16 protein-coding genes are annotated in these 14,674 nt (G+C 63.7%); 8 read left to right on the forward strand and 8 right to left on the reverse strand.

The genetic code is table 11. The annotated features are described in order from the left end of the window. Positions 1-30: 30 nt before the first annotated feature. On the reverse strand, positions 31-1,170 hold the full coding sequence (locus BJ994_RS10870) for a GuaB3 family IMP dehydrogenase-related protein (RefSeq protein WP_167994050.1): 1,140 nt from the start codon (positions 1,168-1,170) through the stop codon (positions 31-33). 69 nt (positions 1,171-1,239) lie between these two features. On the opposite strand from BJ994_RS10870, the gene BJ994_RS10875 reads away from it, so the two are divergent. The 3 genes from BJ994_RS10875 to BJ994_RS10885 are packed head-to-tail and all read left to right on the forward strand — an operon-like array spanning position 1,240 to position 3,420. Further along, complete coding sequence (locus BJ994_RS10875) at positions 1,240-2,112, forward strand: hypothetical protein (protein WP_167994052.1); 873 nt, start codon at positions 1,240-1,242, stop codon at positions 2,110-2,112. 49 nt (positions 2,113-2,161) lie between these two features. Beyond that, positions 2,162-2,806 (forward strand): hypothetical protein, encoded by a 645-nt coding sequence (locus BJ994_RS10880; RefSeq protein ID WP_167994054.1) that lies wholly within the window; start codon positions 2,162-2,164, stop codon positions 2,804-2,806. Further along, positions 2,803-3,420, forward strand: a complete 618-nt coding sequence (locus BJ994_RS10885) for a hypothetical protein (RefSeq protein ID WP_167994056.1) — start codon at positions 2,803-2,805, stop codon at positions 3,418-3,420. The genes BJ994_RS10880 and BJ994_RS10885 overlap by 4 nt, the downstream gene beginning before the upstream one ends. A gap of 70 nt (positions 3,421-3,490) precedes the next feature. Here BJ994_RS10885 and BJ994_RS10890 read toward each other — a convergent pair whose 3' ends face one another. The 6 genes from BJ994_RS10890 to BJ994_RS10915 all read right to left on the reverse strand — a co-directional run bounded on the left by BJ994_RS10890 (position 3,491) and on the right by BJ994_RS10915 (position 9,834). Next, positions 3,491-4,480 (reverse strand): hypothetical protein, encoded by a 990-nt coding sequence (locus BJ994_RS10890; protein ID WP_209066794.1) that lies wholly within the window; start codon positions 4,478-4,480, stop codon positions 3,491-3,493. Beyond that, positions 4,470-4,976, reverse strand: a complete 507-nt coding sequence (locus BJ994_RS10895; RefSeq protein ID WP_167994060.1) for an RNA polymerase sigma factor — start codon at positions 4,974-4,976, stop codon at positions 4,470-4,472. Before BJ994_RS10895 ends, BJ994_RS10890 begins: the two co-directional genes overlap by 11 nt. A 152-nt stretch (positions 4,977-5,128) precedes the next feature. Next, positions 5,129-6,646, reverse strand: a complete 1,518-nt coding sequence (guaB, locus tag BJ994_RS10900; protein ID WP_425339379.1) for an IMP dehydrogenase — start codon at positions 6,644-6,646, stop codon at positions 5,129-5,131. Between the two features lie 184 nt (positions 6,647-6,830). After that, positions 6,831-8,444: a chaperonin GroEL gene (groL, locus tag BJ994_RS10905; protein ID WP_167994063.1), complete on the reverse strand. Its 1,614-nt coding sequence runs from the start codon at positions 8,442-8,444 to the stop codon at positions 6,831-6,833. An 85-nt stretch (positions 8,445-8,529) separates the two neighbouring features. Beyond that, positions 8,530-8,826, reverse strand: coding sequence for a co-chaperone GroES (groES, locus tag BJ994_RS10910; RefSeq protein WP_167994065.1), 297 nt, complete (start codon positions 8,824-8,826; stop codon positions 8,530-8,532). A 300-nt stretch (positions 8,827-9,126) separates the two neighbouring features. After that, the gene (locus BJ994_RS10915) at positions 9,127-9,834 is read right to left on the reverse strand and encodes a nucleoside/nucleotide kinase family protein (RefSeq protein WP_209066796.1); all 708 of its coding nucleotides are present in this window, start codon (positions 9,832-9,834) and stop codon (positions 9,127-9,129) included. Between BJ994_RS10915 and BJ994_RS10920 the strand changes: the two genes are divergently transcribed. The 4 genes from BJ994_RS10920 to BJ994_RS10935 all read left to right on the forward strand — a co-directional run bounded on the left by BJ994_RS10920 (position 9,827) and on the right by BJ994_RS10935 (position 13,231). Next, the gene (locus BJ994_RS10920; protein ID WP_167994067.1) at positions 9,827-10,246 is read left to right on the forward strand and encodes a GNAT family acetyltransferase; all 420 of its coding nucleotides are present in this window, start codon (positions 9,827-9,829) and stop codon (positions 10,244-10,246) included. The genes BJ994_RS10915 and BJ994_RS10920 overlap by 8 nt on opposite strands. After that, positions 10,239-10,706: a GNAT family N-acetyltransferase gene (locus BJ994_RS10925; RefSeq protein WP_167994069.1), complete on the forward strand. Its 468-nt coding sequence runs from the start codon at positions 10,239-10,241 to the stop codon at positions 10,704-10,706. The genes BJ994_RS10920 and BJ994_RS10925 overlap by 8 nt, the downstream gene beginning before the upstream one ends. A gap of 56 nt (positions 10,707-10,762) precedes the next feature. Then, positions 10,763-11,980: a THUMP-like domain-containing protein gene (locus tag BJ994_RS10930; RefSeq protein WP_167994071.1), complete on the forward strand. Its 1,218-nt coding sequence runs from the start codon at positions 10,763-10,765 to the stop codon at positions 11,978-11,980. A 111-nt stretch (positions 11,981-12,091) separates the two neighbouring features. Continuing rightward, the gene (locus BJ994_RS10935) at positions 12,092-13,231 is read left to right on the forward strand and encodes a glutamate--cysteine ligase (protein ID WP_167994073.1); all 1,140 of its coding nucleotides are present in this window, start codon (positions 12,092-12,094) and stop codon (positions 13,229-13,231) included. Here BJ994_RS10935 and BJ994_RS10940 read toward each other — a convergent pair whose 3' ends face one another. Further along, positions 13,232-13,798 (reverse strand): maleylpyruvate isomerase family mycothiol-dependent enzyme, encoded by a 567-nt coding sequence (locus BJ994_RS10940; protein WP_167994075.1) that lies wholly within the window; start codon positions 13,796-13,798, stop codon positions 13,232-13,234. Between the two features lie 51 nt (positions 13,799-13,849). Here BJ994_RS10940 and BJ994_RS18425 point away from each other — a divergent pair, with 51 nt between their 5' ends. Further along, entirely contained in the window at positions 13,850-14,671 is an 822-nt protein-coding gene (locus BJ994_RS18425) for a helix-turn-helix domain-containing protein (RefSeq protein ID WP_167994077.1), read from the forward strand. The last annotated feature ends 3 nt before the right edge of the window (positions 14,672-14,674 follow it).

Genomic DNA, 14,674 nt, shown 5'->3' on the forward strand with positions numbered 1-14,674 from the left:
GTTGCGGATTGGTTCCTCAACTCTAGGCAATCACCCGTTGGAAAGGTAGGGCGAGAGGACTACCTCGACCCGCTGGAACTCCTTTAGATCCGAGTACCCGGTAGTGGCCATCGCCCTGCGGAGGGCGCCGATCAGGTTCGAGGTCCCATCAGTGTGGTGCGATGGCCCCCAGAGCACTTCCTCCAGCGGACCGACGGTACCGACATTGACCCTATCGCCGCGGGGAAGCTCGTGATGGTGCGCTTCCTGCCCCCAGTGCCAACCCTTTCCTGGCGCCTCTTCTGCGCGGGCCAGCGCAGAGCCGAGCATGACGGCGTCCGCTCCAACAGCAATCGCCTTCACAATGTCGCCGCTGGTGCCCATGCCGCCGTCGGCGATCACATGCACGTAGCGGCCGCCTGATTCGTCGAGGTAGTCGCGGCGGGCGGCAGCGACATCGGAGATGGCCGATGCCATGGGCGAGTGGATGCCCAGGGCACGTCGCGTCGTCGTCGTCGCTCCCCCGCCGAACCCGACCAGTACGCCGGCCGCGCCGGTGCGCATGAGGTGCAGCGCGGGTGTGTAACCGGCTGCCCCGCCGACTATGACGGGGACATCGAGTTCGTAGATGAACTGCTTGAGGTTCAGCGGCTCCTCATTCTTGGACACGTGTTCCGCCGACACGGTGGTGCCGCGGATGACGAAGATGTCCACCCCCGCCGCCAGGACCGTCTTGTAGAACTGCTGGGTGTGCTGGGGGGTGAGCGAACCTGCAACGGTGACGCCGGCGTCGCGCATCTCGGCCAGGCGGCTGGTGATCAGTTCGGCCTGGATCGGCGCCTCGTAAATCTCCTGCATGCGCCGGGTCGCCGCGGGGCTGAAGTTGTCGGTGGACAAGCCTGCGATCTCTTCCAAAACTGGCTCCGGATCCTCATACCGGGTCCACAGGCCTTCGAGGTTCAGGACACCCAGCCCGCCGAGCTTGCCCATCATGATGGCCGTAGCAGGTGACATGGCCGAATCCATGGGTGCTGCGATGACCGGCATCTCGAACTGGTACGCGTCGATCTGCCACTGAACTGAGACGTCCCGTGGATCGCGCGTGCGGCGGGAAGGAACCACCGCAAGGTCGTCGAGGGAATACGCCCTGCGTCCACGTTTGGCTCGGCCGATCTCAATCTCGTAAGTCACTGGTCTAGGTTATCCCAGCGGGGAGTTGTCCCCATCGCGGCCAACGTCGGCAGTCCCTAGAGTCAAACCATGACAGGTGACATGATCGGTGCCAATCCTGAACAGTTACGGGACCTTGCCCGCTCGATGGGCAGTTCAAGCCAGACCATCACGGCAGCCGACCAGACGATCACCTCCGTGCTGAGCGGGATGCCCTGGAACGGCCCTGACGCAAGCCAGTTCCGCAATCGCTGGCACACCACCATCCGGGTCCAACTGAACCAGACTGCGGCCATGCTGGATCAGCAGTCCCGCCTGCTGGTGGATCAAGCCACCCAACAGGACACTACAAGCAACGACGACGACGGCGGGTCGGGTTCTTCCGGTTCCGGATCCGGCGGGTCCGGTTCCAGCAATACCGACGCAGAGGACGACAACCCGCTCGACCTTCTCAACCTTCCCGGAGATTTGGGAGCGTGGCCGCCGTATCAGATAGCGAACTGGGTCACCTCAGCGGGCGGGCTGGGCGCCGAGCGTCTCCTCAACGCAATGTCCCGGGCAGGACTGTTGACACCGGACTTCGGAACGGCGCAAGGGGTGGGGTACCTGCGCGGAACCCAGACCCTGAACGCTCTGAACATGGCCGGCAGGTTTGCGGGTGGCCTCAGCGTTCTCACCGGTCTGGGACAGACGTATCAGGGCATCCAGTCAGGGGACGGGCACGTCATCGCAGATGGAGCGATCACAACCATCCTTGCTGCGGGCAGCCTTACTCCAACACCGGCCGCGCCGTTCTTCGCTGCGGCGTCCCTGGTCTGGGCCGGAGCCCAGTTCCTGTCCGGCGACGTTCCGGTGACTGAGCGGATCACCGATTTCGCTTCCGACGCAGGAGACGTTATCTCTGACGGTGCGGGTGCGGTAGCCGATGGCGCAAAGGACGCATGGAACTGGGCGTTCGGATAGTAGCTTCGTATTTGGACCAACATGCAAACCATCGATTCGGGAGAATGAATTGACCACCACGGACGCCCTCCAACTCACCGAGCACGAGATCCTTGCCCTGCTCGCTTTCAACGATGGTGAACCAACTGTCCTGACGCGCGACATCTTCCGACTGACTCCACAGGCAGACAACGAGCAGTTGACCAAAGCCGGAATGACCACCCTGCTGGTACGCGATCTCGCCGTTCTCAGCGACGGTGACCTCGTTGTCAAAGGACCGGCCGAGTTCCTGACAGCCGTGATGGCCACAGCGGGGGAATGGCTTGAGATCGCGCTGGTGACACCCGAGAAAAACCACGTCATGTTCGTGGTGGGATCTGCGGGCGGCGCCTTCGTGGCAAATGTAAACGGCGACGGCACGCACGGATTCTCGCCGCTGAAGAACGACCGCCCAATCCTGGCTTTCGGTCTGGATGCGGCCGCCACGTACCTGCAGGACCCCCAACGGCAGCGGCCGGTTGCCGCCCATATCAAGCACCATGGGTTGGACGCAACACCTAGGACAGCCAACCTGATGGTGGACGAGTCGGGTATTTGGCACCTAGCGATCGGCGAAGGCGACAGCATGACCAGGACGGAAGTAGCAGAGCCGGAGGCCCTGGACCACTTCAGAAAGGCCCTGGACCTGGATGAAGGGACAGCTGCGCCGCAGTGAGCACCGAATCTCCGCTCGAGTACTGGATGTCGCCGCAGCTCAGCCAGGCCGGACACGGTACGTCCAGTGTCCTGCGGCGTATGGCCCTCAACGACGCCCAGAGTATGGCTACCGGTCTCATGCTGTGGTTCTGGTGTGCATGGCTGGCCCTCATCAGCATCACTCTGCTGTTCCTCGCACCCTCAGCCGTTCTTTACCCCGCCGTACCCGCCCTGATCCTCGGCGGCCTGGCAACCCTGGTTACCCTCCGCCGTCGTCGCCGGATCCTGCCATCTGACCGCCCCCCGGCGTCTTCGAGGGCACCCCGGACGGTCCGGGGTGCCTGGACGGGCGTGGCCCTTGTCGCCGTTGGCTGTGTTGCTCTGCTGGTGGCCCTCGTCCTTACGGACCAGGCGAGTTCCTCGCCGGAATCAGTCACGCCAGGCGTGCTCGGAATGTTCTTCGTGATCACCCTGTTCATGGGCACACTGCTCATACCGGCGTGGCACATCGAGAATGCAGGGCGCCTCTTCCGCGCACGTGTAAGCCACGACGCCCGGTTGAGGCAGGCGTTGGAGGAATTGGCCCGAACCTACAGCGATCCGAGCGGACGACTACCGTTCGGTCCGCTGTAGATCCATCAGATTCAAAATCGCAGTTCCGCAAACGTTCCCTCATCGTCTGCGACCATCAGGACTCACTCGTCTATTGCAGCTGCAGCGACGTGATCATCCGTTTGATGTCCCGATACTCCCGGGTTTCGGTGTACGCCGCGGCCTCCTCGACACTGTCGAACGTCAGAACCCTGTAGCCCGGAATGTCCTGATCTTCCACCGGCGGCGCTACAAAGAGATGATTGGCGAAAAAGTACGTGCCCAATTCGCCGGGGTCCTGAATGTAGTTGCCAAGGACGCAGTTCTCTCCGGTGGGTGAACCGGTCACGTCCGTTAGCCCGTAGGACGCCACCATGGGGCTGGACTCCAAAACCCGGTAGGAGAACACCGGGTCGATCGCCCCTGCCCCCTGCTGGGCCGAGGGAAGGTCGACGGGCTCCGAATCGAGGATGGTGTACGGCCACTGCTCCGGCCCGCAGGCGTGGCCAGTGGGCGGGACTCCGTGTGCCAACGTGGCCATCAGCTGACCGTCCGCGTTCCGCACGGCCAGCACCTCCTCGGCGGGATAGAAATCCGCGGCCTCCACCGTCCATGCGGGCGGAAGGTCGAAAGCCATGAGCCCGCTAGGCGTTGTGTAGGTGGACCAGTCAGCGCCGGTCTCCTCTGTGGATCCAGTGGCGTCCGGCTCTCCGGTGGGCTCGACGCTGTCCGTGGGCTTCGCCGGGTCTGTGGGCTCGGCGCTGTCCGTGGGGTCGGCGCTGCCTTCGGGAGTTCCGGCCGGTGCCGATTCGCTCATAGGCCCCGCAGGCGGTGCGGCTTCCCGCTGGAACTGTCCCGAAACAAAAACCGCCCCGGCAACGACAACGGCGGCCGCAAGCACACCCGCGGCCTTGGGAACCCAGCCGATGCCTGTCTTCTGCGGCTCGGTTGCGGTATCGGCATGCTGGTCATCGGTGCTCATGTGGTTCTCCCTATCCATCAGGTCCCGAAGCAGCGCTGGCGGCAATTCCACCTCGGGCAGCTCGGGAACCGGGTTGACGCTTCGCACATTTCTCTCTATCCGGTCCATGTCAAACCCCATTTCCGGGATCGGCGGCCGACGGCAGTACCTGTGCAAGGGCGGCGCGGGCTCGGTGAAGGCGAACGCCGGCATTGGATTGCGAGCAACCCAGTACCTGCGCCAGTTCGGCGGTGTTGAGGTCATCCCAGTAGGCCAGGATCAGCACCTCCCGGTGTTTTGCGCTGACTTTGCCCAACGCGTTTGCCACCAAGTCCCGGCGGGGGTCAGGGTGTCCGTGCAGTTGCGCCCGCATGCCGTCCTGAAGCTTTAACTCCAGTTCCCTGGCGCGCCTGCGTCCGCGGTACTCGTTTCCGATGACGTTGCGTGCGACTCCCAGCAACCAGCCAATTCCAGTGTCCGCGCCACGCTCCCTTTGCCAGGCGATCCGGAACACATCCGCGGCAAGCTCCTGCGCCGCTTCCCTGTCATTGACCCGACGCAGGATGTATGCCAAGACCCGCTGGTAGTTCCGCGTGTGGATCGCGACAATGTCGCTATCAGGCTCCGTGCGCATCATCCGCCCCCTCGCGTGTTGTGCTGCGCTTTACCCTTAATGTTTCCGGCCAAGCGATGTTTCTTACACCTGTTCCAGTTTCATCAGCAACGCTGAAATACGGCCGAACATCCGAAAGTGTGGGCCCCTCACACAAAAGTGCCGGTAAGGAACGCCTACTTCGAACCGTAGTTCGGTGCCTCCACCGTCATCTGGATGTCGTGGGGATGCGATTCTTTGAGGCCCGATGCAGTGATGCGGACGAATTTGCCCTTGGCCTTCAGATCGGGGATGGTCCGGGCTCCGGTGTAGAACATTGTCTGGCGCAGTCCGCCCACCAGCTGGTACGCGACGGAGGAGAGCGGTCCGCGGTAAGCCACCCGACCCTCAACGCCTTCCGGAATCAGTTTGTCGTCACCGGTCACGTCCGCCTGAAAGTAGCGGTCCTTCGAGTACGAGGTGTTCTTGCCGCGGGTCTGCATGGCGCCGAGTGAGCCCATGCCGCGGTACGTCTTGTACTGCTTGCCGTTGACGAAGATCAGCTCGCCGGGAGCCTCGGCCGAACCGGCCAGCAGTGAGCCGAGCATCACCGTGTCAGCGCCGGCAACCAGCGCCTTGCCGATATCGCCCGAGTACTGGAGACCGCCGTCGGCAATCACCGGTACGCCCGCGGGAATGGCGGCTTTGGCGGACTCGTAGATGGCGGTCACCTGCGGAACGCCGACGCCGGCAACCACGCGGGTGGTGCAGATTGAACCCGGGCCGACGCCCACCTTGATGCCGTCGGCGCCAGCGTCGATCAGTGCCTGGGCGCCTTCGCGGGTTGCAGCCTGGCCGCCGATGATGTCGACGTGCGCGGCGCCCTTCTCGGCCTTGAGCCGGGCGATCATCTCGAGGACGCCGGCGCTGTGGCCGTTGGCGGTATCGACGAAGAGGGCATCAACACCGGCCTCGACCAGGGCCATGGCACGTTCCCAGCCGTCACCGAAGAAGCCGATTGCCGCACCGACACGGAGACGGCCCTCGTCGTCCTTCGTGGACAACGGATACTGCTCCGCCTTCGTGAAGTCCTTGACGGTGATGAGGCCCCGGAGGACGCCTGCATCATCCACCAACGGAAGCTTCTCGATCTTGTTCTTGCCCAGCAGGCCGATGGCGTCTTCACCGCTGATGCCCACATGGCCGGTGATGAGCGGCATGGAGGTCATCACTTCGCGGACCAGACGCCGCGGGAATTCGTGGTCGGAGACGAACCGGGTATCGCGGTTGGTGACGATACCCAGCAGCTTGCCCTCGCCGTCGACGACGGGAAGGCCGGAGACCCGGTAGTGACCGCACAGGTCATCCAGCTCCTGGAGTGTGGCGTCCGGTCCGATGGTGACCGGGTTGGTGATCATGCCGGACTCGCTCCGCTTCACGCGGTCCACCTGTTCGGCCTGATCGGCGATGGACAAGTTACGGTGGATGACCCCGAGGCCGCCCTGGCGTGCCATGGCAACAGCCATGCGTGCCTCAGTCACGGTGTCCATCGCGGATGACAGCAGCGGCGTCTGGACGGTGATGCGCCTGGAAACGCGGGAAGACGTGTCCGCCTCCGAAGGGATGACGTCAGTGTGTCCCGGCAGCAGCAGAACGTCGTCGTAGGTCAGACCGATAAAGCCAAAGGGATCATGGGGGGCTGACAGTTCGCTCAACGCGGCGCCTCTTTCGGGGTGTTTTGGACCTAACCTGCCGGCGGGGTGGACCGGCGCTTTCCGACTTCTATCGTAGAACGAAAGGAATTCAAGCCCTATTCCTGGGCTCTTCACCGCTCGAAACGGGCAACGCCCCGCTTCCCTTTCGGGAAACGGAGCGTTGCTTCGAGAGCGGCCGTGAACCCTAGTGGCTGTGGCCGCTGTGCTCGTCGTCGTCGTCCGCTGGCTTCTCCACCACAAGCGTTTCAGTGGTGAGAACCAGTGCGGCGATCGAAGCTGCATTACGCAGTGCCGACCGGGTGACCTTTACCGGGTCGATGATGCCGGCGTCGACCAGGTTCTCGTAATCACCGGTGACGGCGTTGAAACCGTGACCGACCTCAAGCTGGCTGACCTTGTCGATGACAACGTAACCCTCGTAACCGGCGTTCTCGGCGATCCAGCGCAGCGGCTGGACCAGAGCGCGGCGGACGAGTCCGACGGCGGTTGCTGCGTCACCCTCAAGCTTGAGGACACTCGGGTCCTCGTCCAGCACCTTCGAGGCGTGGATCAGGGCGGATCCGCCACCTGCGACGATTCCCTCTTCAAGGGCCGCGCGGGTTGAGGAAACTGCATCCTCGATGCGGTGCTTCTTTTCCTTGAGCTCAACCTCGGTAGCTGCACCGACCTTGATGACGCCCACGCCACCGGCAAGCTTGGCAAGACGTTCCTGCAGCTTCTCGCGGTCCCAGTCGGAATCCGTACGCTCAACCTCTGCGCGGATCTGGGCTACGCGGTCAGCGACATCCTGCGCGCTGCCGGTGCCGTCGACGATGGTCGTGTTGTCCTTCGTGACGGTGATGCGGCGGGCCGAACCCATGACCTCAAGGCCAACCTGATCGAGCTTCAGACCGAGATCCGGCGAGACAACCTGCGCACCCGTGAGGGTTGCGATGTCCTGGAGCATGGCCTTGCGGCGGTCGCCGAAGCCGGGTGCCTTGACTGCAACCACGTTGAGGGTGCCGCGGATCTTGTTCACCACAAGAGTGGACAGCGCCTCGCCCTCGATATCCTCAGCGATGATGAAGAGCGGCTTGCCCGCCTGCAGCGCCTTTTCAAGCAGCGGCAGGAATTCCTGCAGCGCCGAAATCTTGCCGGAGTTGATCAGGATCAGTGCGTCTTCGAGGACAGCTTCCTGGCGCTCTGCGTCAGTCACGAAGTACGGGCTGAGGTATCCCTTGTCGAACTGCATGCCCTCGGTGAGGACCAGTTCGGTCTGCGTGGTCGAGGATTCCTCGATCGTGATGACGCCGTCCTTGCCGACCTTCTCGAAAGCCTCGGCCAGCAGGTCGCCGACTTCCTGGCTCTGGGCCGAGATGGCAGCGACATTGGCGGTCTGCTTTCCGACAACCTCACGGGCGTTTTCCAGCAGGCGATCGGCAACAGCCTCGATGGAAACCTCGATGCCGCGCTTCAGGGCGCCGGGAGCGGCACCTGCTGCAACGTTGCGGAGGCCTTCCTTGACCAGTGCCTGCGCGAGGACTGTGGCCGTCGTCGTGCCGTCACCGGCGACGTCGTTGGTCTTGGTGGCAACTTCCTTGGCAAGCTGGGCGCCAAGGTTCTCATAGGGGTCGTCCAGCTCCACCTCACGTGCGATGGTCACGCCGTCGTTGGTGATGGTGGGTGCGCCCCACTTCTTGTCGAGGACGACGTTGCGTCCCCGCGGGCCGAGGGTCACCTTGACGGTGTCGGCCAGCTTGTCGACGCCGGCTTCGAGCTTGCGGCGCGCGGCGTCGTTGAACTCCAACTGCTTTGCCATATCTTGTTCCTTTCAGGCGTGTGCAGGGGTGTGTACCAGCAGGAAAAGAACCCCGGCCAATGGTGACCGGGGTTCTTCTGCACAACTACTTGACGACGATCGCCAGGACGTCGCGGGCGGAAAGAACCAGGTACTCCTGGCCGCCGTGCTTGACCTCGGTGCCACCGTACTTGGAGTAGATGACGACGTCGCCTTCGGAAACGTCAACCGGAACACGGTTGCCGTTGTCGTCAACGCGGCCGGGGCCTACTGCGACGACTTCGCCCTCCTGGGGCTTTTCCTTGGCGGTGTCCGGGATGACCAGGCCGGAAGCAGTGGTCTGCTCGCCTTCCAGCGGCCGGACAACAATACGATCTTCAAGAGGCTTGATAGAGACCGACACTCGGACCTCTCCTTCACTTGGTTGTATGAATCTTAGGTTTCGAGCAGGCGCTGACCGTCGTCGCGGTGCCGGTTGGCGCATCCTCGAAGGATTAGCACCCTCATGATGAGAGTGCCAAGTCTGACTTTATGCAACGGTTAGCACTCGGTCAAGGCGAGTGCCAGAGAGTTGTCACTTCACGTCTGTTCTGTCTGTCGATTCCGTGCAGGTTCGGCCAGACACGACGGCGAGTCGCCCCCGACACGCGCTGCAAACGCGTCGCCCTCTGACGAGACCTGCGCGGAATCGACCGGGTAGAGCTCACGCACGGTAGGAAACGGATTCCGGCTCGACGAAACGACGCGCACCCGGATCGGAATTGTCCACCACGAACGTAGCCCTGGACGCCGGATCGCATCCGCCGAGGTAAAGCCTTTGCCCCTGCACATACCGCCGCATGGAGAGATGTTCAGGATCGGGATTGGACCCGTCGCGGATTGCCATCCGCTCAGCCGTCACCGTAAACGGCACGTCCAGGAACACCGACACATCCCAAACCCCAGCAAGCTCGTCCCGGTGCAGGAACATGCCATCAATCAGCACGAGGCAATCGGATGGTGCCTGCTGCAACGGCGGACAGAGGGAACTATCAGTGGCAAGGTCATGGCAGGCCTCCCGGTAGAACCCGTCACCGCGAAGCGGCTCCAGCACCCACTCGCGAAACCGCCCGTAGTTATAGGAATCGAGCCAGAAACCCTCGGGAGAGTCCCGTCCGCGCCGGTAACGCACTGCGCTTGCCTTCAGGAAGTTATCCAGCCCGATACGGACCACAGCCCGGCCATCACGCGAGGCCAGAGCCGCAAGGGAATCAGCGAACGTCGTCTTGCCCGAACCATCCACACCGTCGACGCCCACCAGAACCCTGCCACCCCCGAAGGCGCGCCTGAGCACCGTGGCCAACACCCCGCCGTCGTCCGCTTTCCGTCCCATACTGGCAGCGTAGGTGAAATAAGCTCGACGGATGCTCATCACGGACCTTCAGCCACCTCATTACGACGACGCCGTCCAGCTCTGGGAGGCGGCCGGACTGACCCGACCGTGGAATGACCCGGAAGCAGACCTCCTCCGCGCTGTGCAGAGCCCCTCTTCCACAGTGCTGGGCGGCTTGATCGACGACGAGCTTGCCTGCACCGCGATGGTGGGCCATGACGGGCACCGCGGGTGGGTCTACTACCTCGCGGTGGCCGAGGACCGACGGGGAGAGGGCCTCGGCGGGCTCATGATGGACGCGTGTGAACAGTGGCTGCGCCGGCAGGGCGCTGTGAAGGTGCAGCTGATGATCCGCGAGACCAACACGGAGGTGCTCAATTTCTATGAGCGCCTGGGCTACGAACGCTCCGACGTCGAGGTCCGCGCAAAGTGGCTCACGACCGATGCTTGAAATCACCGTCCGGGAAGCGACCGAAGCGGACTGGCCGGCACTTGCGGAGCTGAGGGCGAAGTGGGCCGCGGAGCAGCTCGGTGCCCGGCAGAACCACGAACGGAACGACGACGGCGCCGCCTTCGAGAGCGTCTTCAGTGAGTGGGCAGCGAGCAACCCGCGAATAACGTTCCTCGCCGAACGGGACGGTGATGCCATCGGCATGGTGAACTTCCTGGTTTTCAATCGGATGCCGAAGCCGGACGCACCGCCGTCGTGCTGGGTCTACGTCGGTAATGCCTTTGTGCTGCCGGACGAGAGGAAGCGCGGCATCGGCGGCGCGCTCATGGAGTCCGCGCTGGAGCGGGCCAGAGCCCTCGGCGCAGTGCGCGTAGTCCTCTCCCCCAGCACCCAGTCCATTCCGTTCTACGAGCGGCTCGGCTTTACTCCTGCCACCGCCCTGATGATGCAGAACCTCTAGACTGAAGGGCCGGTCCTTCCGCCGCCCGCGATAAGCTCCCGTTCGAAAGCGACACCGTGACCCAGAACCTCCTAGAGCCAGTCCTCACTCCCGATGGTTGGGAGCTGCTCAACTCGCTCGGCCCCTATTCGGAAGCGGACAGCCTCCGGCTCAGCAGCCAACTGCGCGATGCCGGACATTCCCCGGAGGTGGTCGCGGCAGCCCTCACGCAGTCGCGGCTGCGTGCGAAAGCCCAGGCGAAGTTCGGGCCTTTCGCCGCCCGCATGCTCTTCACGCCGGACGGACTCGAACAGGCCACCAGGCTCACCGTTGCTGCCCGGCACGCTCAGCGTTATGTCAGCGCCGGGCTCAGCAGGGTTGCCGATCTGGGTTGCGGGATCGGGGCCGACTCCATGGCGCTGGCCACGCTCGAACGCGAGGTCACCGCCGTCGAACTCGACGAGACCACCGCCGCGGCAGCCACCATGAACCTGCTCCCCTGGTCCAACGCCACCGTCCTCAACGCGGACGCATGTACGGTGGACCTGTCGGAGTACGACGGCGTGTGGCTGGACCCCGCCCGCAGGACTGTGTCCAGTTCCGGCAGCAAACGCCTTTTCGACCCGGAGGCTTTCTCACCGCCGCTGTCCTTCGTCGAAGGCCTCGCCGAAACGGGCATGCCCCTCGGCGTGAAGCTTGGCCCTGCAATTCCGCACGAGTCCGTTCCTGAGAATTGTGAGGCGCAGTGGGTTTCGGTGGACGGCGACGTCGCCGAAGTGGTGTTGTGGTTCAACACCCTCCGCCGTGAGAACGTCCGCCGGGGAGCGCTGCTGATCCGTGCCGACGGCGCCGCTGAGCTCACGAGCAACACCGACTTCGGACACGACGACGACGCGCCGCTGGGACCCGTTGAGGGGTACCTGTATGAGCCGGACGGAGCGATCATCCGCTCGGGCCTGGTGGCCGACGTCGCCCGCCAACTCGATGGCCACCTGATTGATCCGAAAATCGCCTATGTGTGTGCTCCCGGACTGGTGGAAACACCGTTTGCACGGGCATACCGGATCCTCGAGGTTCTGCCGTACAACGTGAAGGCGCTGAAGTCCTGGGTGAAGGCGAACGGCATCGGGGTGCTGGACATCAAGAAGCGCGGAACGTCCGTCACCCCCGAGGAGCTTCGAAAGCAACTCCTCGCCGGATCGAACAGGTCGGGGAACAAGGCAGTGCATAAGGGGATGCTGGTACTGACGAGGATCGGCGAGGACCGCATCGCCGTCGTCGTCGATCCGGTCTGAACCCGGTAAGTCCGCGCCCCTGCACTACTATTGAGCTCAGTTCTCACCCGCGATTCAAGCGATACCGAGGCACCCACTTTTCACCGTCCGGTACGGGTCAGGAGCACACCATTGAAGATTGAGTTCGCGCAGTCCGAGCAGTCGACCCTCGGCATCGAGTGGGAACTCGCTCTGGTGGACCGGTACAACGGCGATCTGGTGTCCGTTGCCAAGGAAGTGCTACGTGGAGTCAACGAACGCCACCCCGAGCTTCAGGCGGATGAGGAACACCCGCACATCAAGCAGGAACTCCTGCTCAACACCGTGGAGATCGTGACGGGCATTTGCCATACCGTCGCGGAGGCAAAAGAGGATCTGGGCCGCTCCCTGGCAGCCGTCCGCGAAGTCACCGACCCCATGGGCGTGGAACTGTTCTCCGCCGGCTCACACCCGTTCAGCGCACCGCGATCCCAGCCGGTGACGGACAAGGAACGGTACGCCAAGCTGATCGACCGGACCCAGTGGTGGGGCCAGCAGATGGTGATCTACGGGGTACACGTACATGTGGGGCTCGACCACCGCGACAAAGCGCTTCCGGTCCTCGATGGGCTGGTCAACTACTTCCCGCACTTCCAGGCGCTCTCCGCATCCTCTCCGTTCTGGGGAGGAGAGGACACCGGTTACGCCTCCCAGCGCGCGCTCATGTTCCAACAGCTTCCGACGGCGGGACTCCCCTTCCAGTTCCCCTCCTGGGCCGAGTATGAGGCGTATGTGCAGGACATGTTCACCACCGGGGTCATCGATACGGTGAGCGAAATCCGTTGGGATATCCGGCCGGTGGGGAACCTTGGCACCATCGAGCTGCGGGTGTGCGACGGACTCTCGACGCTCGAGGAAGTCGGCGCAGTCGCGGCCCTCACCCAGTGCTTGGTGGATGACTTCTCCTCCACGCTCGACGACGGCGGCACCATCCCTACGATGCCGCCATGGCATGTGCAGGAGAACAAGTGGCGGGCCGCGCGCTACGGCCTGGACGCGATTATCATCCTCGACGCCGCGGGGAACGAACGGCTGGTCACCGAACACCTGACCGAGGAACTCAACCGGCTTGAGCCCGTTGCCGCCAGGCTCGGCTGCTCGGAAGAACTCGCCGACGTCGAAAAGATCCTGCAGCGCGGAGCCGGGTACCAGCGTCAACGCCGCGTGGCCGAGGAAAACAATGGTGACCTTGGCGCCGTCGTGCTGGATATGGTGCGCCAGCTCCGCGCCTGATCAGGCGTTGACGCCAGCCCGCCACCCGGTGTCCCGCCCCATCCGTGCCAGCAGCCTGGTCTCCCGGTCGGCATCCTCCGGAGCGGACAGGGCAGGCTTGCAGATCCCCTCCATGTACAGGTGCTCGCCAAAACCGTCCAGCGATTCTTCAATCAGGTCCAGCTCCGGGTCGGAAAAGTGGGTCTCCTGCCCCACGCCGCGCGCAATATCCCACCGATGGACCAGCAGGTCGAACCCGTAGAACCTGGCAAGGGTCGCCCCGACCGTCGTCGGCCCAAAGAAGCCGTCGAAGGCTGTCTCCGCCAGCTCCGCCGTGTCCATAACGTTCTGCACCTTCGAAGAGTGGTATTTCCATGCACCTACCGGATCCTTCGCAGTATCCGGCCGTGCGCCAATCTCGATATTGTGCTGGTTCAGGAAGTCTCGTTGCGTGTTGATCAGATGGTCAAGGACATCGCGCACCGTCCACCCCGTGCAGGGTGAACCGGCGTTCCAGTCCTCGATGGTCTCCAGAATCTCCGTCAGGCGTGCGTCTTCTGTCCGAAACAGTTCCGAGTAGGTAGTCATGGAATTAGGCTAACCATCGCTCGGTGAAACCGTCTTGATAAAATCCGACAGGTGGCAGCGCAGACGGATCCGATCAGCCGGGGACAACTTCAGGACCCGAGCCTTCCCGCGCCGCAACTGTTCCGGTATGCGCCCGATGCGGAGTACGCCCACATCATCCGGCACTTCTGGATCCCGGTCTGGGACTTTCCGAACGGTGTCACCTCCCACCAGAAGGTGCTTCAGTACCCGAGCACTCTGTTGGTCATCGCACCGGATTATGCCATCGCCAAGGGACCCGAGCTGGCACTTTCGCACAAAGTGCTCAGCGGTACCTCGTGGGCGTTCGGCGTACTCTTCCAGGCCGCGGCCGGGTACCGGCTGCACGGCGCCCGGCTGGCCGAGCTGGTCAACGGCGAAATCCCCCTCACCGAGGTTGCACCGGGCATGACCGGGTTGATCCGCAGGGTTCGGGCCGAGATGGCGGCCGCGCCGTCGTCGTCCGCTGTCCACGCACGGTGCATGGCACTTGCCGTCGAGACCTTGGGCCCGATGTGCGGGCCGCTGGACCCGGAGGAGTCACTCATCAACGCCATCACAGACCATGTGGAGACGACCCCGTCACTCACGCGGGTGGACAAATTGGCCGTCCACGCCGGGCTGGATGAGCGGGCGCTGCAGCGCCTGACCCGGAAACGCCTCGGCCTGAGTCCCAAATGGCTCATCCAGCGCCGCCGGTTGCAGGAGGCGGGCGTCAGACTGGCCGCAGGCGGCTGCACGGTCAGCCAGGTGGCCGCCAACCTCGGCTACGCCGATCAGGCGCACTTCACGCGTGACTTCGCGCAGGTGATCGGCATGACTCCGGGCGAGTACCTGCGGATGAACAACCCGTAGCAG

The organism is Arthrobacter pigmenti (assembly GCF_011927905.1).
Lineage (GTDB): Bacteria > Actinomycetota > Actinomycetes > Actinomycetales > Micrococcaceae > Arthrobacter_D > Arthrobacter_D pigmenti.

Bases quoted from the DNA above. Each gene is read 5' to 3' on its own strand.
- BJ994_RS10925 (WP_167994069.1), top strand. From the start codon at position 10,239: ATGCTTGAAATCACCGTCCGGGAAGCGACCGAAGCGGACTGGCCGGCA.
- BJ994_RS10915 (WP_209066796.1), bottom strand. From the start codon at position 9,834: ATGAGCATCCGTCGAGCTTATTTCACCTACGCTGCCAGTATGGGACGG.
- BJ994_RS10895 (WP_167994060.1), bottom strand. From the start codon at position 4,976: ATGATGCGCACGGAGCCTGATAGCGACATTGTCGCGATCCACACGCGG.
- BJ994_RS10890 (WP_209066794.1), bottom strand. From the start codon at position 4,480: ATGGGGTTTGACATGGACCGGATAGAGAGAAATGTGCGAAGCGTCAAC.
- groL (WP_167994063.1), bottom strand. From the start codon at position 8,444: ATGGCAAAGCAGTTGGAGTTCAACGACGCCGCGCGCCGCAAGCTCGAA.
- BJ994_RS10875 (WP_167994052.1), top strand. From the start codon at position 1,240: ATGACAGGTGACATGATCGGTGCCAATCCTGAACAGTTACGGGACCTT.
- BJ994_RS10920 (WP_167994067.1), top strand. From the start codon at position 9,827: ATGCTCATCACGGACCTTCAGCCACCTCATTACGACGACGCCGTCCAG.
- BJ994_RS10940 (WP_167994075.1), bottom strand. From the start codon at position 13,798: ATGACTACCTACTCGGAACTGTTTCGGACAGAAGACGCACGCCTGACG.